The organism is Streptomyces sp. NPDC058000 (assembly GCF_042886435.1).
Taxonomy (GTDB): Bacteria; Actinomycetota; Actinomycetes; order Streptomycetales; family Streptomycetaceae; genus Streptomyces.
In genome coordinates, this window is the sequence record NZ_JBHVQS010000050.1 from 13,283 (window position 1) to 32,810 (window position 19,528).

At 73.7% G+C, this 19,528-nt stretch carries 19 protein-coding genes and 1 pseudogene; 7 read left to right on the forward strand and 13 right to left on the reverse strand.

From position 1 onward, the window contains the following. Nucleotides 1–17: 17 nt before the first annotated feature. Entirely contained in the window at nucleotides 18–173 is a 156-nt protein-coding gene (locus ACFVT2_RS32980) for a hypothetical protein (RefSeq protein ID WP_180985843.1), read from the reverse strand. Between the two features lie 189 nt (nucleotides 174–362). Here ACFVT2_RS32980 and ACFVT2_RS32985 point away from each other — a divergent pair, with 189 nt between their 5' ends. Next, nucleotides 363–710 (forward strand): hypothetical protein, encoded by a 348-nt coding sequence (locus ACFVT2_RS32985; RefSeq protein ID WP_390023913.1) that lies wholly within the window; start codon nucleotides 363–365, stop codon nucleotides 708–710. 58 nt (nucleotides 711–768) lie between these two features. On the opposite strand, the gene ACFVT2_RS32990 is transcribed toward ACFVT2_RS32985, so the two are convergent. Continuing rightward, nucleotides 769–1,644, reverse strand: a complete 876-nt coding sequence (locus ACFVT2_RS32990; RefSeq protein WP_390023915.1) for an SGNH/GDSL hydrolase family protein — start codon at nucleotides 1,642–1,644, stop codon at nucleotides 769–771. Nucleotides 1,645–1,733: 89 nt separating this feature from the next. Here ACFVT2_RS32990 and ACFVT2_RS32995 point away from each other — a divergent pair, with 89 nt between their 5' ends. After that, nucleotides 1,734–2,357 (forward strand): TetR/AcrR family transcriptional regulator, encoded by a 624-nt coding sequence (locus tag ACFVT2_RS32995; protein WP_390023917.1) that lies wholly within the window; start codon nucleotides 1,734–1,736, stop codon nucleotides 2,355–2,357. Here ACFVT2_RS32995 and ACFVT2_RS33000 read toward each other — a convergent pair. The 6 genes from ACFVT2_RS33000 to ACFVT2_RS33025 all read right to left on the reverse strand — a co-directional run bounded on the left by ACFVT2_RS33000 (nucleotide 2,332) and on the right by ACFVT2_RS33025 (nucleotide 8,338). Further along, nucleotides 2,332–3,582, reverse strand: a complete 1,251-nt coding sequence (locus ACFVT2_RS33000; protein ID WP_390023919.1) for an FAD-dependent oxidoreductase — start codon at nucleotides 3,580–3,582, stop codon at nucleotides 2,332–2,334. The genes ACFVT2_RS32995 and ACFVT2_RS33000 overlap by 26 nt on opposite strands. Nucleotides 3,583–3,760: 178 nt before the next feature. Continuing rightward, entirely contained in the window at nucleotides 3,761–4,780 is a 1,020-nt protein-coding gene (locus ACFVT2_RS33005; protein ID WP_390023921.1) for a hemolysin family protein, read from the reverse strand. Further along, a complete protein-coding gene (locus ACFVT2_RS33010) occupies nucleotides 4,777–6,114 on the reverse strand; it encodes a hemolysin family protein (protein ID WP_390023923.1) in 1,338 nt (445 codons plus the stop codon). The genes ACFVT2_RS33005 and ACFVT2_RS33010 overlap by 4 nt, the downstream gene beginning before the upstream one ends. 269 nt (nucleotides 6,115–6,383) lie before the next feature. Next, nucleotides 6,384–6,809 carry a GNAT family N-acetyltransferase gene (locus ACFVT2_RS33015; protein WP_390023925.1) on the reverse strand — a complete coding sequence of 142 codons (426 nt, stop codon included), beginning with the start codon at nucleotides 6,807–6,809 and terminating at the stop codon, nucleotides 6,384–6,386. Between the two features lie 74 nt (nucleotides 6,810–6,883). Beyond that, on the reverse strand, nucleotides 6,884–7,774 hold the full coding sequence (locus ACFVT2_RS33020; RefSeq protein WP_390023927.1) for an LLM class F420-dependent oxidoreductase: 891 nt from the start codon (nucleotides 7,772–7,774) through the stop codon (nucleotides 6,884–6,886). Between the two features lie 144 nt (nucleotides 7,775–7,918). Beyond that, nucleotides 7,919–8,338 carry a phage tail protein gene (locus ACFVT2_RS33025; protein WP_390023929.1) on the reverse strand — a complete coding sequence of 140 codons (420 nt, stop codon included), beginning with the start codon at nucleotides 8,336–8,338 and terminating at the stop codon, nucleotides 7,919–7,921. A gap of 258 nt (nucleotides 8,339–8,596) precedes the next feature. Between ACFVT2_RS33025 and ACFVT2_RS33030 the strand changes: the two genes are divergently transcribed. Next, on the forward strand, nucleotides 8,597–10,075 hold the full coding sequence (locus ACFVT2_RS33030) for an aldehyde dehydrogenase family protein (RefSeq protein WP_390023931.1): 1,479 nt from the start codon (nucleotides 8,597–8,599) through the stop codon (nucleotides 10,073–10,075). A gap of 66 nt (nucleotides 10,076–10,141) precedes the next feature. Here ACFVT2_RS33030 and ACFVT2_RS33035 read toward each other — a convergent pair whose 3' ends face one another. From ACFVT2_RS33035 to ACFVT2_RS33050, 4 genes are all read right to left on the reverse strand, one after another. Continuing rightward, nucleotides 10,142–11,350 carry a TIGR03364 family FAD-dependent oxidoreductase gene (locus tag ACFVT2_RS33035; protein ID WP_390023932.1) on the reverse strand — a complete coding sequence of 403 codons (1,209 nt, stop codon included), beginning with the start codon at nucleotides 11,348–11,350 and terminating at the stop codon, nucleotides 10,142–10,144. Nucleotides 11,351–11,427: 77 nt separating this feature from the next. Further along, nucleotides 11,428–12,843, reverse strand: coding sequence for an MFS transporter (locus ACFVT2_RS33040; RefSeq protein WP_390023934.1), 1,416 nt, complete (start codon nucleotides 12,841–12,843; stop codon nucleotides 11,428–11,430). A gap of 158 nt (nucleotides 12,844–13,001) precedes the next feature. After that, nucleotides 13,002–14,267: a phosphonoacetate hydrolase gene (phnA, locus tag ACFVT2_RS33045; RefSeq protein WP_390023936.1), complete on the reverse strand. Its 1,266-nt coding sequence runs from the start codon at nucleotides 14,265–14,267 to the stop codon at nucleotides 13,002–13,004. A 139-nt stretch (nucleotides 14,268–14,406) separates the two neighbouring features. Further along, nucleotides 14,407–15,114: a GntR family transcriptional regulator gene (locus tag ACFVT2_RS33050; RefSeq protein WP_390023938.1), complete on the reverse strand. Its 708-nt coding sequence runs from the start codon at nucleotides 15,112–15,114 to the stop codon at nucleotides 14,407–14,409. 316 nt (nucleotides 15,115–15,430) lie between these two features. On the opposite strand from ACFVT2_RS33050, the pseudogene ACFVT2_RS33055 reads away from it, so the two are divergent. Further along, nucleotides 15,431–16,117 (forward strand): annotated as a pseudogene (locus tag ACFVT2_RS33055) (multidrug resistance efflux transporter family protein); the annotation flags it as partial. 9 nt (nucleotides 16,118–16,126) lie between these two features. Here the strand turns inward: ACFVT2_RS33055 and ACFVT2_RS33060 are convergent. After that, on the reverse strand, nucleotides 16,127–17,608 hold the full coding sequence (locus ACFVT2_RS33060; protein ID WP_390023940.1) for an APC family permease: 1,482 nt from the start codon (nucleotides 17,606–17,608) through the stop codon (nucleotides 16,127–16,129). 262 nt (nucleotides 17,609–17,870) lie between these two features. Between ACFVT2_RS33060 and ACFVT2_RS33065 the strand changes: the two genes are divergently transcribed. The 3 genes from ACFVT2_RS33065 to ACFVT2_RS33075 are packed head-to-tail and all read left to right on the forward strand — an operon-like array spanning nucleotide 17,871 to nucleotide 19,515. Next, nucleotides 17,871–18,836: a LysR family transcriptional regulator gene (locus ACFVT2_RS33065; RefSeq protein ID WP_390023942.1), complete on the forward strand. Its 966-nt coding sequence runs from the start codon at nucleotides 17,871–17,873 to the stop codon at nucleotides 18,834–18,836. 23 nt (nucleotides 18,837–18,859) lie between these two features. Then, nucleotides 18,860–19,147 carry a hypothetical protein gene (locus tag ACFVT2_RS33070; RefSeq protein WP_390023944.1) on the forward strand — a complete coding sequence of 96 codons (288 nt, stop codon included), beginning with the start codon at nucleotides 18,860–18,862 and terminating at the stop codon, nucleotides 19,145–19,147. Further along, complete coding sequence (locus ACFVT2_RS33075; protein WP_390023946.1) at nucleotides 19,144–19,515, forward strand: fic family toxin-antitoxin system, toxin component; 372 nt, start codon at nucleotides 19,144–19,146, stop codon at nucleotides 19,513–19,515. Before ACFVT2_RS33070 ends, ACFVT2_RS33075 begins: the two co-directional genes overlap by 4 nt. Nucleotides 19,516–19,528: the final 13 nt, after the last annotated feature.

Below are 19,528 nucleotides of genomic sequence, written 5' to 3' on the forward strand. Positions count from 1 at the left end.
CGCTCCGGCCCGCGCCGTCAGTCCTCGTCGTCCTCCGCCCGGCGCTCGCCCTCCGCCTGGGACGGCTGGGTGCGCATCGTCTGGGGGTGCCGCGGCTCGGCCGGGTCCATGTCCTCTTCCAGTCGCTCGCCCTCGGCCTGCGACGGAGTCGTGTACTCGTCGTACTGGCTCATGGTCGCCTCCGTACGAATCGGAACGTATATCGACAAAACGAGCGTAACGCCTGGATCGACCGGCGGCCCGGGCCGTGCCCACTCCACCGTGCTACCCCGGTACGCCCCCGCCCGCCGCGTGCCCTAGCCTGCAACGCCGTGCACGGGGCGGCGCGGGGCCCGTCACGCTGTCAACCAGGGGGATGCGTCATGCGTTTGGCGACCACACTGCTCTTGCTCGGTGCCCTGTTCGGGGTCGTGCCGACCGCGGTCGCCCATGCGGCGCCCTCGGATCGCCCGGTCTCGTACGCGGCGTTCGGGCGGAGCGGGGGCAGCGGTAGTCACGGCAGCCACAGCGGTTTCGGCGGCGGCGCCAGCAGGGGAGGGTCCTCCCGCGGCCGCACGAGTTCCGGCTGGCACCGTCACACCGGCACGAACGGCAGCTCCCGCCACGGGATGAAGCCGTGGGAGGTGATCCTCGTGCTGATCGTCTTCGTCGGCTTCTTCGGTTACCTCGGCCACCTCGGCGTCAAGAAGGTGCGCAGGCTCCTCGGGTAGGGCGCCCGGCGGCCCGACCTTCCCGGCGCGGGGGGCCGCAGCCGGGGCGGGCCGAGGATCACACCCCCACCGCTCGCCAGTCGGTCACCGGGCCGGGGTCGGCGTGGTCCGCAGGGCTTATCCAGAAGGCTTTGCCCAGGTCGGCGCTGAACTGGGCACCCGTCCGGCCGTCCCCCGAGGAGCGTCCGGTGAGCCGGCGGCCGATCCACGGCACCAGGTGCTCGCGGGCGAACCGCAGGTCGGCGGTCCGCCGGTCCGCCCAGCGGGGTGGGGCCGCGGGTGGCAGCGGTGCGTCCCAGTCCGAGGCGGCGGGCAGCCCCAGGGCCTGCCAGACCGCCTCGGCGACCCGGCGGTGCCCCTCGGCGTTCAGATGCAGCCGGTCGTCGGCCCACATCCGCGGATCGGCCAGCGCCTCGGAGGCGTAGAGGTCCACGACCAAGGCGCCGTGCCGGGCGGCCAGTTCGTCGATCCGCGCGAAGAGCTGCTCCATCCGCGGCCGGAACCGCTCCAGTACCGGCCCGCGGCGGCCCGGGCTGCGCATCAGCACCAGCTGCCCGCCGCCGCGCGCCAGGAGTTCCGCGCAGTCCGTGAGGCGTGCGCACACCTGCGCCACGTCGCACTTGGGACGCAGTACGTCGTTGAGCCCGCCGACCAGCGTCACCAGGTCCGCGCCCATGGAGGCGGCCGGGCCGCACTGCTCGTCGGCGATCTGGTCGATGAGCTTGCCGCGCACGGCGAGGTTGGCGTACCGGAAGCCGGGCGGGCCCGCCGTGGTGGTGGGCTCCCCGGCCGGCTGCTGCGGGAGGGCCGCGAGCCGGGCGGCGAGCAGGTCCGCCCAGCCCCGGTAGGAGCCGTCCGGGAGGCCGTCCGACATGCCTTCGGTGAAGCTGTCGCCGACCGCGACGAAACTGGTGTATGGCGCATTCATCTCCATGGCGCGGTGATCCTATCCCGCGGTGTACGGTCGACAGCGGCCGGAGTGCGGGCCACCCAGAGGTGCGGAAAGGCAGAGGTGGGCGTGGGATGAGTCCTCGGCGGAGCGCGGATCCCGAGGCGGCGACGTTCACCGAACGGGCTCGTCGGCAGCAGCTGATCGACTGCACCATCGACCTGATCTCCACCCGCGGCTACCCGGCCACCTCGCTGTCCGCGATCGCCGAGCGGGCCGGGGTCTCCAAGGCCGCGGTGCTCTACCACTTCTCCTCGAAGGACAACCTCACCCGCGCCGCGCTGACCCAGGTGCTGGACCAGTTCGGCGGTTACGTCCGGGAACGGGTCGAGCGGGCCCCGGACCCGCTGGCCGCCGTCGTCGCCTACGTCCACGCGATGATCGGCTACCAGCGGGACAACCGCCGCCAGGTCCGGGTGATCACCGAAATGCTGCTCGACGACGACGGCGGCACCCGCCTGAAGACGCCCGGGTCGCACGACACCTACGACCGCTGGCAGGCCCTCGCCGCGCTCCTGACGGAGGGTCAGCAGGCAGGTGTGCTGCGGGAGTTCGACCCGCGCACGGTGGCGCTGGCGATCGGCGGCGCGATCGACGGGGTGATCGGGCACTGGCTGGCCCACCCGGACCTCGATCTGGACGCCGCCGCCGCCGAGTTGGAGACCTTCACCCTCAGCGCCGTGGCGCGCCGGGAGTGACCTTGGCGAAGTCCGGGGTCGGCTCGGGCCGGATGCCGATGCCACCGAGGTAGCCGGTGACGGTCCGCAGCGCCGGCACCCGCCGCAGCAGTCTCATCGGCACCGGCAGTCGGTCCCCGTGCAGCGTGCCGTCGAGCGCGGAGCGGATCATGGCGTGCTCGCCCTCCTGCGACTTCTGGACCACCGCCATCGGCCACGCCCGGCGCCGTTGGACCCGGGCCAGGTCGTCGCTGCCGACCGTGCCGCGGCGCAGGGGTGCGGCCAGGAGCCGGGCGGCGGCCACCGCGTCCTGGAGGGCGAGGTTGACGCCGACCCCGCCGACCGGCGACATGGTGTGCGCGGCGTCGCCCAGGCACAGCAGACCGGGCCGGTGCCAGCGCCGTAGCCGCCCGAACGTGACCTCCAGCAGTTTGACCTCGTCCCAGGAGCCGATGGTGCCGGTGACCTCGTCGTCCCAGCCGAACAGCGCGCCCAGCCGGTCCCGCAGCCACTGGATGTCGTGGCGGCGCATGGCGGCGTCCTGGCCCTTGCCGATCAGGTAGGAGGTCTGGAAGTACGTGCCGCGGTCCATGGTGACCGCGGCCTGGCCGCCGCCGAACCGGCCGAAGACCCGGCCGCCCTTGAGGGCGTCGGACGGCGCGTCCACCCGGATCTGCCAGACGTCCATCGGAACGTCGAAGTACCGCTGCCGCATCCCGGCCGCCGCGCGGATCGGCGAGTCCCGGCCGTCGCAGGCGACGGTCAGGTCCGCGGCCAGCTCCCCGGGCTCGCCGTGCTCGTCGACATAGCGCACCCCGGTCACCCGGCCGCCCTCGGTGCGCAGCCCGGTGGCCCGGGTGCGCATGCGCAGGGTGAACGAGGGCTCCTCGGCGGCCGCGCGGGCGATCAGGTTGAGGAAGTCCCACTGCGGGACCATGGCGAAGTACTTGTGCCGGCCGGGGATGCGCCGCATGTCGGCCAGCACCACGGTGGTGCCGCCGATCTGGGCGCGCATCTCCTCCAGCTTCGGGAACGGCAGCCGGGCGAACTCCTCGCCGAGGCCGAGGTCGTCCAGCAGGTTCAGGGTGGACGGGTGGACGGTGTCGCCGCGGAAGTCGCGCAGGAAGTCCCCGTGCTTCTCCAGGACGGTCACCTCGATGCCGGCCCTGGCCAGCAGGAGCCCGAGCATCATGCCGGCCGGGCCGCCGCCCACCACGCAGCATGTCGTGCGGTCCGTGGTCTTCATGGGTTTGCCCCCTCGTCGCGTGCGCGTACGGATGCGTGACCGGGGCGCCGCGGTGCTGCACACACGCGACTGACCGATCGGTTAGCAATCTAACCGATCGGTCAGTGAGGGGTTTTTGCGGGGTGCCTCCGGGGGCCGGCGACGCGAGGTCGCCACCGGCCCCCGGCGGGCACGACGATCAGGCCGCGGGCTGTTGCAGCACCAGCTCCCGCAGGACGTCCTCCATGGTCACCAGTCCGGCCAGCCGGCCGTCGTCACCGATCACCGCGGCCAGGTGCGTACGCGAGCCGCGCATCGCGGTCAGCACGTCGTCCATCGGGGTCGCCGCCCGGACCCGGGCGATCGGGCGCAGCGCCGACACCGGGAACGGCGCGGTCCGCGGGGCGGCGTCCAACGCGTCCTTGACGTGCAGGTAGCCGAGGATGCGCCGGGTGTCGTCGACGACCGGGAACCGCGAGAACCCGGACTCGGCGGCCAGATGCTCCAGCTCCTCCGGGGTGGTCCCCATCCGCGCCGAGACCACCTCGCCCACCGGGAGCACCACATCGCGCACCGGACGGCGGCCCAGCTCCAGGGCGTCCCGGAGCCGCTCCTGGGCCCGCTCGTCGAGCAGCCCGGCGGCCCGCGAGTCCTCGACCATCTGGGCCAGCTGGGCGTCCGAGAAGGTGGCCGCCACCTCGTCCCTGGTCTCCACCCGCAGCAACGCGAGCAGGCCGTTGGCCAGCGCGTTGATGGCGAAGATCACCGGACGCAGCGCCCGGGTCAGCGCCACCAGCGGCGGGCCCAGCAGCAGCGCGGTGCGGACCGGCTCGGCCAGCGCCACGTTCTTCGGGACCATCTCGCCGAAGAGCATGTGCAGATAGGTCGCCACGGCCAGCGCGATCACGAACGAGATCGGGTGGATCAGCGCGTCCGGGATCGACACCGCGTCGAACACCGGCTCAAGGAGGTGCGCGATGGCCGGTTCGGCGACCGCACCCAGCACCAGCGTGCACAGCGTGATGCCCAGCTGCGCCGCGGCCAGCAGCGCCGAAACGTGCTGCAGACCCCACAGCACGCTGCTCGCCCGGCGGTTCCCGGCCTCCACGTACGGCTCGATCTGGCTGCGGCGCACCGAGATCAGCGCGAACTCGGCGCCCACGAAGAAGGCGTTGACGACCAGCGTCAGCAGACCCACGAACAGTTGGAGCGCGGTCATCGGCCGACCTCCTGGGCGTCCGGGGTGCCGGCCGGCGGGGCGTGCAGCAGCACCCGCGCCGCACGGTGGCCGGAGGCGTCGAGCACGTCCATCGTCCAGCCCGCCACCTCCACGCAGTCGCCGCCCTCCGGGATCCGCCCCAGCTCGGTGGCGATCAGCCCGGCCAGGGTCTCGTACGGGCCGTCCGGCAGCCGCAGCCCGATCCGTGCCAGCTGGTCGGCGCGGGCCGCGCCGTCGGCCTGGTAGACCGCCCGCCCGTCCGCGTCGGTGCCGGCCGGGGCCAGGTCCGGGATCTCCAGCGGGTCGTGTTCGTCGCGGACCTCGCCGACCACCTCCTCGACGATGTCCTCCAGCGTGGCGACCCCGGCCGTGCCGCCGTACTCGTCGATGACCACGGCCATCGTCCGCCGGCCGGACAGGCGGTCCAGCAGCCGGTCCACGGTCAGCGTCTCGGGAACCAGCAGCGGCTCGCGCAGCAGCTCGGAGACCGGACGACGGGGCCGCAGATGGGCCGGAACGGCCAGCACGTCCTTGATGTGCGCCACACCGACGACGCTGTCGAGGTTGCCGCGGTAGACCGGGAAGCGGGACAGTCCGGTGGCCCGGGTCGCGTTGGCGACGTCCTCGGCGGTGGACTGCACCTCCAGGGCCACCACCTGCACCCGCGGGGTCATCACGTTCTCCGCGGTCAGATCGGCGAGGTTGAGCGTCCGGACGAACAGCTCGGCGGTGTCGGCCTCCAGGGCGCCCTCCTTGGCGGAGTGCCGGGCCAGCGCCACCAACTCCTGCGGGCCGCGGGCCGACGCCAGCTCCTCGGCCGGCTCCAGGCCCAGCCGGCGCACGGTCCGGTTGGCGGTGTTGTTCAGATGGGTGATCAGCGGTTTGAAGGCGGCGCTGAATCCGCGCTGGGCGGTGGCGACCCGCTTGGCGATGGCCAGCGGGCTGGAGATCGCCCAGTTCTTGGGGACCAGCTCGCCGATGACCATCAGGACGACGGTGGAGATCGCGGCTCCCAGGACCAGCGCCACCGAGTCCGCGGCGGACCGTGGCAGCCCGATCGCGGTCAGCGGACCGTCCAGCAGGGTCGCGATGGCCGGCTTGGAGAGCATGCCGATGATCAGGCCCGTCACGGTGATGCCGAGTTGGGCGCCGGACAGCTGGAAGGTCAGGCCGCGGACCGCCTTGAGGGCGCTGTCCGCGCCGCGCTCGCCGCGGGCGGCGGCGCGCTCCAGGTCGCCGCGTTCGACCGTCGTCAGCGAGAACTCCGCCGCGACGCAGACGCCGCAGGCCAGGGTCAGCAGGAGTGCCACGGCCAGCAGGAGCAGGTCGGTCATCGGTTCACCTCCGTCCCATGGTCGGACACGTTCGGGAGGTTCGCGCCCCGTCGACGGGACGCACGACAACGACAACTAGGAGGCTCGTCCATGGCCGGACGCTCACACACCTTTCGTAGGGGAAGGAGTTCCGGGAGTCGGCGCTCCCGGACGTCCATGGTAAAGGATCGGCAAAGTCCGCGGGTGGGGGAGTGCCGTGGCAGGGGGAGAGGAAGCGGCGGAGCCCGCCCCCTGGTGCGGGGACGGGCTCCTCATGGCCGGTACGGGACTCAGGCGTCCAGCGGTTTGACCCAGCGGCTCCACTGCGGCTCCGGCGCGTACCCGGCCGCCCGCCACGCGTGGTGCGCCGAGGCGTTGCGGTCCAGCACCATCGCGTCCCCCCGCCGCCCGCCGAGCGCGCGGAACCGCTCCTCGGCCGCCGCCAGCAGGGCACCGCCGATCCCGCGCCGGCGGTGGTCCGGATGGACCGCCAGCCGGTACAGATGGCACCGCCAGCCGTCGAAGCCGGCGATCACCGTGCCCACCAGCTCCCCGTCGTGCTCGGCCAGCAGCAGTGCCTCGGGGTCGCGGGCCACCAGGCGCGCCACGCCGTCGGTGTCGTCGCTGATGCTGGTGCCCTCCGCGGACACCTTCCAGAAGGCCAGGACGGCGTCGAGATCGGCCGGGCCCCCGGCCCGGATGTGGAGATCAGTCATGGTCGGATCCCATCACCGGGCCCGGCGCCCTGTCGATGCCGTTTCGCGCTGCGGACCGGCGGCCGGCCCTTGGGTCAGCTGCCCTTGAGCTCCTCGATGACCGGTGCGAACGCCTCCAGGGACGGATCCAGGACGGTGACGTACGAGAAGCCGTACCGTTCCCGGCGTTCCCGCAGCTGTTCGGCCATCTGCGCCGGCGTACCGATCAGCACCGTCGGCACCTCCAGTGCCTGGTCCTCGTCCACCCCGACGCCGCGTGCGGCGAACTCCCGGGCGGCAGCCCGCCGGTCGTCGGTCACCAGCACCTGCTGGACGAGGATGTTCAGCTCGGCCGGCGCCGCGCGGTCCGCGGCGTACTCCTGGTACGCGGCCACCGACGCGGCCACCTTCTCGGCCGGCAGCAGCTCCAGCGTCCCCTCCGGCTTGCCCGGCGCCTGCCGCCCGCCGGTGAACGCCGCGATATCCGCGTGCCGCGCCGCCAGCCGCAGCATCCGCGGGCCGTTGCCGCCGATCAGCAGCGGCGGGCGGGGCCGCTGTACGGCCTTCGGCAGGTGCTCGGGGTCGCCGAGCAGCCGGTCCAGCTCCGTGATCGTGCGCTCCAGGTGGTCCACCCGCTGACCGGGCGTCCCGAAGGGCAGCCCGGCCGCGTCGTGTTCGGCCTTGACGTACCCGGTGCCCAGGCCCAGCTCCAGTCGTCCGCCGGTGAGCGCGTCGGTGGTGGCCACCTCGCGGGCCAGCAGGGCTGGGTTCCAGAAGCCGGCGTTCAGGACGAAGGTGCCCACCCGCGGGCGCTCGGTCGCCTCCGCCGCGGCCACCAGCGCGGGGAACGGCGACGGCCACCCCAGGTGGTCCGGCACGAGCACGACGTCGTAGCCCAACTCCTCGGCGCGGCGGCACTTCTCGCGCCAGGCAGTACCGGTGTCGAGGGTGAGCATGTTGACACCGAAGCGGAACGGATGCGGCATGAGGCCCCCTGGAGACGTGGTCACCGCCGACGCGGACGACCGACAACGGGTATGCAACCACGATCGGTTCGACGCCGTACGTGAGGGAGTCCCGGACCGCGGCGGGCGGCACCGGGACTCCCGGGTCGGGAGCCCGCGGCCCGGTCAGACCGAGACGGTCAGCTCCTCGTACACCAGGGTCACCGATTCCTCGGCGGTTGCGTCGCCCGTCCCGTCCACCGGGGCCTCCCATGCGGTCGGGAGGGCGCCGGCGAGGTGGTAGCGGCGCAACGGGGTGCGGTCGGCGGCGTAGTGGACCACCGTCACCGCCTGCCGGGACCGGTCGGCGCCCCGTTCGACCAGGCATCTGATGAGCCAGTCGGTGAAGGCGGCGCTCTGGTCCGGGCCGCGCACGATGGTGACCTCGCCGGGCCGCCCCACGCCGTCGGCGAGCGGGTCCCCGCCGGGCGGTGCGGTGTCGAACGCCGGGCCGGACACCGAGCGGACCGTTTCCACCTGGAACGCACCGAGTTCGACGGTGACCGCCGCCGGGTGCCAGGCGTCGGGAGTCTCTTCGATGGGCATGGTCCTCCTCCGTGCACAAGGACGGGGCCGGCCGGCCCCGTGCCGGTAGCCCGACCGCTGCCCGAGCAGGTCCGGGCGCATTCCGGGGCTCGCTCGAACGGCGGCAGGAAGAACGATTCGGCTCGCCCGAACGGCGCTGTGCCCCGCCGGCGACCCGATAGGAACCGGCTATCGGCCGCATTCGCAAGCTGTGGATGGTGCCCGGCCGCGCCCTGGGCCAGCCTGGCGGCAACCAGACGTGCGACGAAGGGGCAGGACATGACCGACGTTCCGCAGCGGCAACCCGTGGCAGCGCACCATCTGCTGAACTTCATCGACGGCCGCTGGGCCCCCGCCGCATCGGGGCGTACCCGGACCAACCGCAACCCGGCCGATCTCCGCGACGACATCGGGGAGTTCGCCGAGTCCGACGGCGCGGACGCGGAGCGGGCGGTGGCCGCGGCGGCGACCGCACTGCCCGCTTGGCGGGCGCTGGGACCGATCCGGCGGGCCGCCCACCTCACCGCCCTCGGCCGCCAACTCGCCGACCGGGAAGAGGAGTTCGCCGCCGCCATCACCCGCGAACAGGGCAAGCTGCGGGCCGAGGCGCGGGCCGAGGTGGCGCGCGCCCGCGCGGTGCTGGAGTTCACCGCCGGCCAGGCCCGGCTCCTCGGCGGGGTCACCGCGCCCGCCGAGGAGGACCGCACCTTCGCCTACACCTTCCGCCGCCCCCTGGGCGTCGTCGGACTCGTCTCGCCCTGGAACTTCCCGCTCGCCATCCCGGTCTGGAAGGTCGCCCCGGCCCTGCTCTCCGGCTGCACCGCCGTACTGAAACCCTCCCCGCTGACCCCGCTGACCGCCGCACTGTTGACCGACGCGGCACAGCGGGCCGGGGTCCCCGACGGTGTGCTCAACCTCGTCCAGGGGGACGCGGCAGCCGGCGCGGCCCTGGTCGCGGACCCTCGGGTCGCCGGCATCAGCTTCACCGGCTCGCTCGCCGTGGGCACCGCCATCCACACCGCCGGCGCGCCCCGCCTGCTGCGCACCCAGCTCGAACTCGGCGGCAAGAACGCGGTGATCGTGCTGGCCGACGCCGATCTGGACCGGGCCGTGGACGCGGTGCTGCACGGCGCTTTCGGGCAGGCCGGGCAGCGGTGCAGCGCCACCAGCCGCGCGGTGGTCGACCGCCGGGTCCGGGACGCGTTCCTGGAGCGGCTGGTGACCCGGGTCGCGGCGCTGCGGGTCGGCCCCGGTGACGACCCGGACTCCGAGGTCTGCCCGGTCGTCGACCCGGTCCGGATGCGGGCCGCGCTGGACGCCGTCGCGGGTGCCCGGCGGGACGGCGGGACGGTCCTGTGCGGCGGCGGCCCGGCCGCCCGGCCCGGCCTGCCGGAGGGTTGCTACGTCCAGCCGACCGTCATCCGGGACATGCCCTGGGACAGCGAACTGGCCCAGGAGGAGGTCTTCGGCCCGGTTCTCGCGGTGGTGGACGCGGACGGCTTCGACGACGCGATGCGGATCGCCAACTCCGTCAGGTACGGGATGTCCGGCACCGTCTTCACCGCCTCCCAGGCCCGCGCCTTCGAGGCCGTGGACCGCTTCGAGGCGGGCATGCTGCACGTCAACCGGCCGGGCGTGGGGGCCTATGCGCACCTGCCGCACGTCGGCGCCAAGGCGTCCCAGTACGGCCCGCCCGAATGCTCCCCGCAGGTCTGGGACTTCTACACCGAGTGGCACTCGGCCTGCATCCGCTACTGACCGCCCCGGCGCAGACCACGGCCCCGGCCGCCGCACCCGCGGCAGCCGGGGCCGGAGACCGGGCGCCTAGCGTCCCAGCACCTCCTCCGCCAGCCCGAACGACAGCGTCATCCCGGCGCCCCCCACGCCGTTGACCACCGTCACCCCGGGCTCCGGATCGGCCACCAGCTCGGTGCGGCCGTCCCGCAGCGACGGGTAGCAGCCGGTCCAGCGCTCGGTGATCCGCGGGTCCGGGATCCGCGCGAACTCCCGCAGCGAGCCGAGGATCGCCTGGTTGACCTCCTCACTGGCGAACGGGTCGTGGGTGGCCGCGTACGCATGGCTGTCGCCGATCGTCAGCCGGCCGTCCGCGGTCTGGGACAGCAGCACGTGGATGCCGTGCTCCCGGTGGAACGGCAGCTCCGCACGCATCCGGGCGTCCAGTGCCGCGCGGGCCGTGCAGTCCTCGAACGCCGCGTAGTGCAGCAGGGTCAGCCCGCCGCACAGCATCGGCCCGAGCCGCCAGCCGTCCGGCTGCGCCCCCGTCCGCAGCATCTGGAGCTTGCAGCGCACCAGCCCGCTCTCCCGGAACACCTCCGGATAGAGGGTGGCGAAGTCGTTGCCGCTGCACACCACGATCCGGTCGGCCCGCCACTCGCCGTCGGTGGTGGACAGCCGCGGCGCCGCGATCCCGCGCACCGTCGTACCGAAGCGGACGTCCACGCCGTACTCCTCGGCCAGGTGGGCCGCGACCGCGGGTACCGCCCGCCGGGGGTCGACATTGACCTCGGTGGGGCTCCACATCGCGCCGAGCAGCCCCTCGGCGCGCACCGCGGGTCCGCGCCGCGCCGCCTCCGCCGCGGTGATCATCGTCGTGCCGTGCTCCCGGGCGGCCGGGGTGGTCGCCACGAACTCCTCCAGGACGGCGAGTTCGTCGGGCCGGTGCGCCAGGTGCAGCGAACCGGCCGGCTCCGCCCACATCCCGGTCTTCGCACTGAGCTCCAGCCAGATCTCCCGGCTGCGCAGCGCCCGTTGGTAGACCGCACCGCGCTGCTGGCCGACCGCCCAGATCATCCCGAAGTTGCGGATCGAGGCGCCGACCGCGTAGGTGTCCCGCTCGAAGAGGACGACCCGGTCGCCGCGCCGGGCGGCGGCCAGCGCGTGCGCCAGGCCGACGATCCCGCCGCCGACGACCGCGGTGTCGGCGGCGCGGACCGGGCCGGCGCCGCGGACGGTGGTCGGGCCGATGGTGGGCGCGGTGGTGGGGTCGGGCGTGCGGTGCGTGGGGTGCGTCATGGGGTTGCCTCTCTGGGGACGGGGTGGGTCACGAGGAGGTGCCATGCGGGTGCCGGAGCAGCATCGCTGATGCGTCGTCAGGATGCGGTGGCCGGGCGGCGGTTCCAGTGGGGGAGCAGCAGCAGACCGGCCAGGAGTGCGGCGGCGGCGAAGCCGTGGAAGAGGGCGGTGCCGGAGAGGAAGCCGGGCAGCAGCCCGCCGAGCACCGCGCCGATCGAGCCGCAGCCGTTGACCACGCCGGCCGCGGTGCCGGCGCCGCCGGCGCTGCCGAAGTCGACCGCGGCGACGCACGAGATCATCGCGTCCGCGGCGTAGACGGCGAGCCCGATCACCGCCAGCACGGCGATCATCACGGCCGCGCTGCCGGTCGCGGTCAACGGCATGAACAGCGCCAGTGCCCCGGTCAGTACGGCCAGCGCCAGCACACAGGGCGGCATCCGGCGGGACCGGAAGACGGTGTCGGAGAGCCAGCCGATCAGCATCGGCGCCAGCACCCCGGCCACTCCGAAGGAGATCGGGATGACCGTGGCGCCGACCTTGCCGACCGCCGGCAGCCGGTGGCTGACGAGCACCGGGCCCCACAGCAGGATCGCGTACCGGGCCGGTTTGAGCAGGAAGTAGGCGGCGCCGAGGGTGAGCACCATCCGGTCCTTGAGCGCTTCGCGGTAGAGCGCGAGCGGCGCCCGGCGCGGGGCCACCGGCGGGGCGGCTGCGTGCGCGGCGGAACCGGGGACGGGGACGAGGTTGGGGCCGGGGCCGGGGACGGTGTCGGTGTCGGTACCGGGGGCCGGCCCGGGCCCGGAGTCGCGTTCCGGGGCGTCCGATCCGGCGCCGTCCGGCGGGGTGTCGCGCTGGAAGACCAGGAACACCACCAGTACCACCGCCAGCGTGGCCGCCCCGACCACGAAGGCGGCGTGCCAGTCGTCGAAGACCTGGTACGCCCACCAGCCCAGGAAGGGCGGCGCGGCCAGGCCCCCGAAGGCGTAATTGGTGCTCCACAGGCCGAGCACCCGCCCGCGGGTGCGCACCGGGAAGAAGTTCCCCATGTTCTTGCAGAGCGGCGCCCAGCCCGCCGACTGCGCGAGCCCCTGGACGGCCATCGCCCCGCCGAACACCAGCAGGGCGCTGCTCATCCCCATCGTGCAGGACGCGGCGATGGCGCCGAGCATGCCCACGGTCACCACCACCCGCGGCCCGAACCGGTCGGCCCACATCCCCCACAGGAACTGGCCGACGGCGTACGCCGCGAGGTAGACCGCGTCGATCACCCCGAGGACCTGCTCGGTGAGCACGCCGTGCACCGCCGGGTCGTCCAGGATTCCCAGTTTGGCGACCGCGAACGCCTGGCGGACGAAGTAGAAGCCCGCGTAGGCGAGCCAGGTGACGGCGAAGATCTGCCGCCGCCAGCGGAGCGCGGTGCGGAGCGCGGTGCGGGTGGTTTTCGGGGGGACGGGCGGCTCGGGCGGAACGGGCTGCGGTGCGAGGTCGGCCATGGCGGTGTCCTGTCCTCGACGTGAACTGCGGGGTGTGGAGCGGGAGTTGGGGGGCTGGGAGGGGGGGGAGGGTCGGTGGAGGTGGGCACGGCGGGGCCCCGGCGCGTGCCTCGGCGGCGCGCCGGGGCCGGGAGAGGAGAGGGAGAGGGGAGGGGCGGTCAGATGGTCGGCGGCCGTCCGGCGGCGAGGGCGGTGCCGATCCAGTAGCTGTCGAAGTTCCGCAGTCGGTGCCCGTCCGGCAGCGGTCCGACGGGCGCGTTGACCAGGAACGGGACCCGTTGCTCGGTCAGCCCGCCGTGCGAGCGCAGCGGTTCGGTGAAGCCGCTCAGGTCGTGCCGGGCCGGGGTGGTGCCCAGCGCCGTGTTCCGCTCGGCGAGCACGACCAGCTCGCCGATCCGGTCGCCCGGCAACTCGAACCGTTCGCACGCCGCGGCCCGGGTCAGCACCGAGTCCACCCCGTCCAGCGCGGCCAGCCCGGCGGTCAGCGAAGCGGTGTCCGCCGGACCGGTCCTCGGCGGGAGGTGCACCGTGGCGTACGAGCCCAGCGCGCCGTGATGGACCGTGTACGGGTCGGTGATCGGCAGCACCACCCGGGCCTGCCCCGCGCCCAGCCGACGGTCCAACTCGTCCTGGAGGAACACCACTTGAGCCCGGCCCGCGCCGTCGCTCTTGGCGTTCATCCCGTGGTCGGCGGTGACCACCAGCACCGCGCCGAGCGCGTCCAGCCGCGCGAAGTAGCCGTCGAGCATGGCGTAGAAGTCGTTTGCGACCGGCGAACCGGGGGCGTGTTTGTGCTGGATGTAGTCGCTCAGCGAGAGGTACATCAGGTCCGGCCGCTCCCGTTCCAGTACGTCCACGCCCGCGGCCAGCACCAGTTCGCTCAGCTCCGCGCTGTAGACCGGCGGCAGTTCCCTGTCGGTGCGCTCCAGCACCTTGTCGATGCCGTGTTCCGCCTCGGTGGCGCGGTCGGCCTGCTCGGCGGAGAAGCAGATGCCGTTGACCAGACCGTGGCCCAGCAGTCGGCGCAACTTGTCCTTGGCGGTGATCACCGCGACCCGCGCGCCGCGTGCGGAGAAGACGGCGAACAGCGTCGGGGCGCGCAGCAGCGCCGGGTCGTTCATCATGACCTCGCTGTCCGAGGCCGGGTCGTAGAAGTAGTTGCCGCAGATCCCGTGCACCGAGGGCGGTGCGCCGGTGGCGATCGAGAGGTTGTTGGGATTGGTGAAGGACGGCATCGTGCAGTCGGCGCGCAGATCGCTGCCGCGCCGCAGCATCCCCTCCAGGAACGGCATCCGGCCGTCGGCGAGGGCCCGTTCGTGGTAGGCGTCCTCGCTGCCGTCGACGCACACCACCACGACCGGCCGGGCCGGCCAGGCGTAGTCGCGGCCGTTCACGGTCAGCTGCTGGGCACCGGCTTCCTTCATCTGCGGATCCACCCCTGAGGTCGGTCGACTGGGACGGCGGTCGGTGCCGCCCCACCCCTCATGGGTAGCACCGCCGCTCAGCGCCGCAGAACCACCGAAAACGCTATGCGCGCCATAGCCCCGCGCACCGCGCCGCCGGTCACCGCCGGGCGGTCCGGGCCCGCGCCCCGTCCTGCGCGGCGCCCGTGCCCGCCGCTTCCTCCTCGGCGGCGGCCTCCGCGTCGAGACCGCCCCAGATCTCGCCGGACAGCGTCACCGCGGTCGCGGTGTCGCCGGCCGCGCAGGCGTCGATCAGCGTGTCGTGGCGGGCGGCGGAGGCGCGCGCCGCGGTGCTGGAGAAGCGGCGGCGTTCCAGTCGCCGCAGCAGCGGGGTGTACCGGCGCACGGTCTCGGCCAGCGCCTCGTTGCCGCACGCCTCGATCGGTACGGCGTGCAGGGCGTCGTCGGCGGCGACCGCGGCGGCGGGGTCCTCGGCGTCCAGGGCCCGGACGAAGGCGGCGTTGGCCGCCCGCATCCGCGCCAGGTCCTCCCCGGTCAGACGGGGGACCGCGGTGCGGACCGCGAGGGCGTGCATGGCTTGCACGACGGCGAGCGCGTCCCGGATCTCCTGGGCCACGACCGGGGCGACCCGGGTGTAGCTCTGCGGTTTGGAGACCACCAGCCGCTCGGCGGTGAGGCGGGCCAGCGCCTGCCGTACGGGGGCGCGGGAGAGGCCCAGCCGCTCGGCGAGCTCGCCGTCGTGGAGCTTCTGTCCGGGTGGCAGCTCGCCGGAGACGATCGCTTCCAGCAATGCGTCGTACGCCTCGTCGCGCAGCAGCCTTCTCGGCACCGGTTCCAGAGCGGTCACCCCCCGATCCTAAGCGGCCGCACCCGGCCGCCGGCACCGGACTCCCAGGCACTAACATTTCAGATGTCAGTTTCCCGATCCGATCCCCTCGGCTCGGGAAACCCCAGGTCAGTCCGATCGAACGACGTCCTGTAACGGTGTTACGGAAGGGAGAGCCGTGCCGATATCCGCCCGCGGCGCACGGAGCGGCGTCGTCCTCCCCATGGGCCTCGGCGTCCTCGCCGCCGCCTGCTTCGCCACCACCTTCGTGCTCAACCGCATGATGAGCGTGGCCGGCGGCTCCTGGATGTGGAGCGCGAGCCTGCGCTACCTGCTCATGACCGTCCCGCTGCTCGCCCTGGTCGCGCTGCGCGGCGGGATCCCCGCCGTGCTGCGCAGCCTGCGGGCCCGACCGGGAGTCTGGCTGCTCTGGTCGACGATCGGCTTCGGGCTCTTCTACGCGCCGCTGACCTGGGCCGGGGAGCACGGCGCCGGATGGCTGGTGGCCGCCACCTGGCAGCTGGTGATCGTCGCCGGCATCGCCCTCGGCGCGTTGGGGGGCGGCCGGGTCCCGCTGCGCACCCTCGGCGTCTCCGTGCTGATCGTGGTGGGCGTCGTCCTCACCCAGTTCGGGCACGCCGGCGGCATCACGGTCGCGGACACGCTGCGGGTGGTGCTGCCGGTCCTCGTCGCCGCCGTCGCCTACCCCCTCGGCAACCGCCGGCTGCTCGGCCTCGACGGCCTGGACGGGGTGCAGCGGACGCTCGCCATGACGCTGGGGTCGCTCCCGCTCTGGCTGGCGCTGGCCGGTACCGCCGCGGCCACCCAAGGCCCGCCGTCCGGCGGCCAGTTGACGCAGTCGCTGATCGTCGCGCTGCTCTCCGGCGTGGTGGCCACCACCCTCTTCTTCCGCGCCACCGACCGGGTGCGGCACCACCCCGCCGCACTGGGCGCGGTCGAGGCGACCCAGGCCGCCGAGGTGCCGTTCACCCTGCTCGGCGAGGCGCTGCTGACCGGCGTCGCGGCGCCCGCACTATCCGGTTGGACCGGCCTGGCGCTGATCGTCGCCGGGCTGTGCGCGCATGCGCTGGGTCACGTACCCCGCGACGGAGACCGCCAACAGGAGCCCGACGGTGCCCAGGGTGAACGTCTCGAAGGTGAGCCGGGAGACGCCCCACTCCGCCCGGAAGCGGTACGGGATCCCGATCGCCGCTTCCAGGGTGCCGGGGAACAGCGCCACCCATGAGCCGAGCAGGATCCAGGCGTAGACCAGCAGCGCCGCCACCGTGAAGCCCCGGGTGCCGAACGGGACCTCGTAGGGCCGGGGCACCTCGCGGTGCCGCAGCCGGAGCGCCAACAGCGCGGGGATCACCGCGAGGTACGACAGCAGCAGGGTGGTGATCGCCACGGACAGCACCGCGCCGAAGGCGGCCGCGGCGTCACCGTGCACCAGGTGCATGGCGGCGACCATGAAGGCGGTGGCGGTCACCCCGGAGAGCAGGTTCATCCGGACCGGGGTGCCCAGCCGCGGATGGAAGGCCCCCAGCGCCGGGGTGAAGAAACCGCCGTCGGCCGCCGCCATCGCCTGCATCCGGTCGGCGACGATCATCCAGGCGCTGCCCTGGGTCAGCAGCGCCACCGCGAACAGCACCGCCACGCAGGTCAGCAGCGGCTCGCGCCAACTCCCGTAGACCCCGAAGACCAGTTCCGCGGCGTCCATGAAGCCGCCGATCCCGGTGACCCGGCCCGGCGGTGCGGCCGACAGGATCGCCGCCACCGGCAGCAGGTAGCAGCCGGTGGCGATGGCGCCGGACACCCCGATCGCCACCGGCACGTCGTGCTGCGGATCGAGCATCTCGTCGCCCGCCGCGTTGGGCGCCTCGAAGCCGACGTAGGCGAAGAGCAGCACCGGCACCAACGCCAGGAACCCGGCGGCGGTCGGCGTGAAGTGCGCCTCCGCCAGCCCGCGGAAGCCGTGCTGGACGCCGTAGGCCACCGCCGTGGCGGTGAAGAAGGCCAGCGCCAGGACCTTGACCGCGGCACCCGCCGTGGTGATCCACTTGCCGCGGCGCAGCGAGATCACCGCGGTGAGGATGGCGGCCCAGATGAAGACCAGCTTGAAGGCGTAGTCGGCGACGGTCCCGGCACCGAGCGGGAAGACGAAGCCGTTCCACGCCTGGGCGGCCAGGAACGCCAGCGAACCGCCGAGCCACACCGGATTGGTGACCCAGTAGAACATCGTCGTCAGCACGGCCGGCAGCCGCCCGAACGCCACCTCCACCCACACGTACGGGCCGCCCTCCTGCGGGAAGGCGGCGCCGGTCTCGGCGAACAGCAGGGCGTACGGCAGCAGGAACACCACCGCGAGCACCGCGATCCAGACGACCGCCTGCCCGCCGCCCGCCGCGATCTGCCCGATCACGTCGAACGAGACCACCGCGGCGACGCCCATCGCCATGATGTCGAACCGGCGCAGACTGCGCCGCAGATGCGGGACGGGGGCGGGGACGGACACGGCGGCGCTCCTCCGGGGGCGGGACGGCCGGCCGGTCCGGCCGGTCCGGCGGATCACATCGTGCGCTGCGCGGCCCGGCCGACCGGTGGCGGCGCGGCGGGCGGACCGCGCCGGTCGCCCCGATGGCCCGGGCCCGGCGCCTCCGGCCCGGCGGGTGCCCGGCGCCCCTGTCCACGACGGGCTTCCCCCGCTAGGGTCGGCTGAGTATTCGATCATGGCGCTTCCCCACGGCGCCCAACGCGCCGTGCGCCGAGGGAGGGCTGTGGAACTCAACCTCCACCGACTGTGGATCTTCATGCAGGTGGTCGAGCACCAGGGCTTCTCCGCCGCGGCCCAGAAGCTCTACATGAGTCAGCCCTCGGTCTCCAACCAGGTGCGCCGGCTCGAACAGTCCCTCCGGGTCACCCTCATCGACCGCTCCGGCACCCGCGCCCGACCCACCGCCGAGGGCGAGGTGCTCGCCGCGTACGGCAAGCGGGTCTTCCTGCTCGCCGAGGAGGCGGTGGCCGCCGTCCAGCAGGTCAGCGGGCTGGTCACCGGGCGCCTTCTGGTCGGCGGCTCGACGACCGTCGGCACCTACCTGCTGCCCGCCCTCCTCGCCCGCTACCAGCAGCGCCACCCCGCCATCGACTGCGACGTCTTCGTCGGCAACTACGAGGCCGTCCAGGCACGGCTGCTCGGCGGCGGCATCGGCATCGCGGTGGTGGCCGGCACCCCGCTCGGCGACCGCCTGGTCGTGGAGTCCGTCCTCGACGAACACCTCGTCCTGATCGCCGCCCCCGGCCACCCGCTGATCGGCCGTGCCACCGTCACCCCGGACGACCTGGCCGCCACCGGCACCCGCTTCCTGCTCCGCGAACCGGGCTCGCAGACCCGCGCGCTCCAGGAACGGGTGCTGGCCGACTGGGGGCTGGGCGCCACCCCGCGCGCCGACATCTGGGGTCCCGAGGCGGTCAAGCAGTGCGTCGCGGCCGGCATGGGCCTGGCCCTGATCTCCGAACACGCCGTCGTCGACGAACTGCGCGCCGGCACCCTCGCCGCGCTGCCCGTCACCCCGGCCCCGCAGCCCCGCCCGATCAGCCTCGTGCGCCGCCGGGACCGGCTGCTGTCCCCCGCGGAACGGGCGTTCCTGGAGGTGCTGCGCGGCGTGCGGCACTGGCCGGGTAAGTCCGACGAGGCCCCGGACGGCGCCGCCCGGCACACCGACGACGGCCCTTGCCGGTGCTAGCGGATCCGCGCTAGCGTGGAGGGGTGGCGAAAACCCAGTTGAACGTCCGGGTGGACGAAGCCACCGCCGAAGCGGCGCGGGAGCGCGCCCTCCAGCGGGGAGTCAGCGTGAACCGCTACATCGAAGAACTCGTCCTCAAGGACGCCGGCGAAGTCGGCCAGACCTTCGTCGAGGCCGCCGCGGACTTCATGAAGCAGTACGAGCGGGTCTTCGCCGAGGAGTTCGGCCTCGACCCGGGCCCGGACCGCCTCTGCCCCGCCCCCGACCAGGCGGACGCCCACCACCCGGAAGGACAGCCGGGCCCAACGTGACACTGCGCATCGATCTCGCCTGGCTCCTCCTGATCGCCGAACAACACACGCCCGGAGACCCACAGGTCACCGACTGGGGCGCCCTGATGGCCGCGGTCGGCCGCCACGAAGCGGAGATATTCGGCGTCCCCGTCTACCCCGAGCCGCAGGACCGCGCCGCCGCCCTGCTCCAACTGCTGCTCCACGTACCGGCGTTGGAGCGCTCCAACGCCATGTTCGCGACCGCCGTCGCCTACGGCTTCCTCGTCGCCAGCGGTCTGAAGGTCGCCACCTCACCCGAGCAGGTCCGCGATCTGGCCCGCATGGTCAAGGACGGCACCACCGACGTCCGCGCCATCGCCGACGAACTCCGCACCTGGACGGTCTGACCCGAGCCGCCGC

Excerpts from the sequence above, each read along its gene's own strand:
- ACFVT2_RS32980 (WP_180985843.1), bottom strand. The coding sequence starts at position 173 with ATGAGCCAGTACGACGAGTACACGACTCCGTCGCAGGCCGAGGGCGAG.
- ACFVT2_RS32985 (WP_390023913.1), top strand. The coding sequence starts at position 363 with ATGCGTTTGGCGACCACACTGCTCTTGCTCGGTGCCCTGTTCGGGGTC.
- ACFVT2_RS32990 (WP_390023915.1), bottom strand. The coding sequence starts at position 1,644 with ATGGAGATGAATGCGCCATACACCAGTTTCGTCGCGGTCGGCGACAGC.
- ACFVT2_RS32995 (WP_390023917.1), top strand. The coding sequence starts at position 1,734 with ATGAGTCCTCGGCGGAGCGCGGATCCCGAGGCGGCGACGTTCACCGAA.
- ACFVT2_RS33000 (WP_390023919.1), bottom strand. The coding sequence starts at position 3,582 with ATGAAGACCACGGACCGCACGACATGCTGCGTGGTGGGCGGCGGCCCG.
- ACFVT2_RS33005 (WP_390023921.1), bottom strand. The coding sequence starts at position 4,780 with ATGACCGCGCTCCAACTGTTCGTGGGTCTGCTGACGCTGGTCGTCAAC.
- ACFVT2_RS33010 (WP_390023923.1), bottom strand. The coding sequence starts at position 6,114 with ATGACCGACCTGCTCCTGCTGGCCGTGGCACTCCTGCTGACCCTGGCC.
- ACFVT2_RS33015 (WP_390023925.1), bottom strand. The coding sequence starts at position 6,809 with ATGACTGATCTCCACATCCGGGCCGGGGGCCCGGCCGATCTCGACGCC.
- ACFVT2_RS33020 (WP_390023927.1), bottom strand. The coding sequence starts at position 7,774 with ATGCCGCATCCGTTCCGCTTCGGTGTCAACATGCTCACCCTCGACACC.
- ACFVT2_RS33025 (WP_390023929.1), bottom strand. The coding sequence starts at position 8,338 with ATGCCCATCGAAGAGACTCCCGACGCCTGGCACCCGGCGGCGGTCACC.
- ACFVT2_RS33030 (WP_390023931.1), top strand. The coding sequence starts at position 8,597 with ATGACCGACGTTCCGCAGCGGCAACCCGTGGCAGCGCACCATCTGCTG.
- ACFVT2_RS33035 (WP_390023932.1), bottom strand. The coding sequence starts at position 11,350 with ATGACGCACCCCACGCACCGCACGCCCGACCCCACCACCGCGCCCACC.
- ACFVT2_RS33040 (WP_390023934.1), bottom strand. The coding sequence starts at position 12,843 with ATGGCCGACCTCGCACCGCAGCCCGTTCCGCCCGAGCCGCCCGTCCCC.
- phnA (WP_390023936.1), bottom strand. The coding sequence starts at position 14,267 with ATGAAGGAAGCCGGTGCCCAGCAGCTGACCGTGAACGGCCGCGACTAC.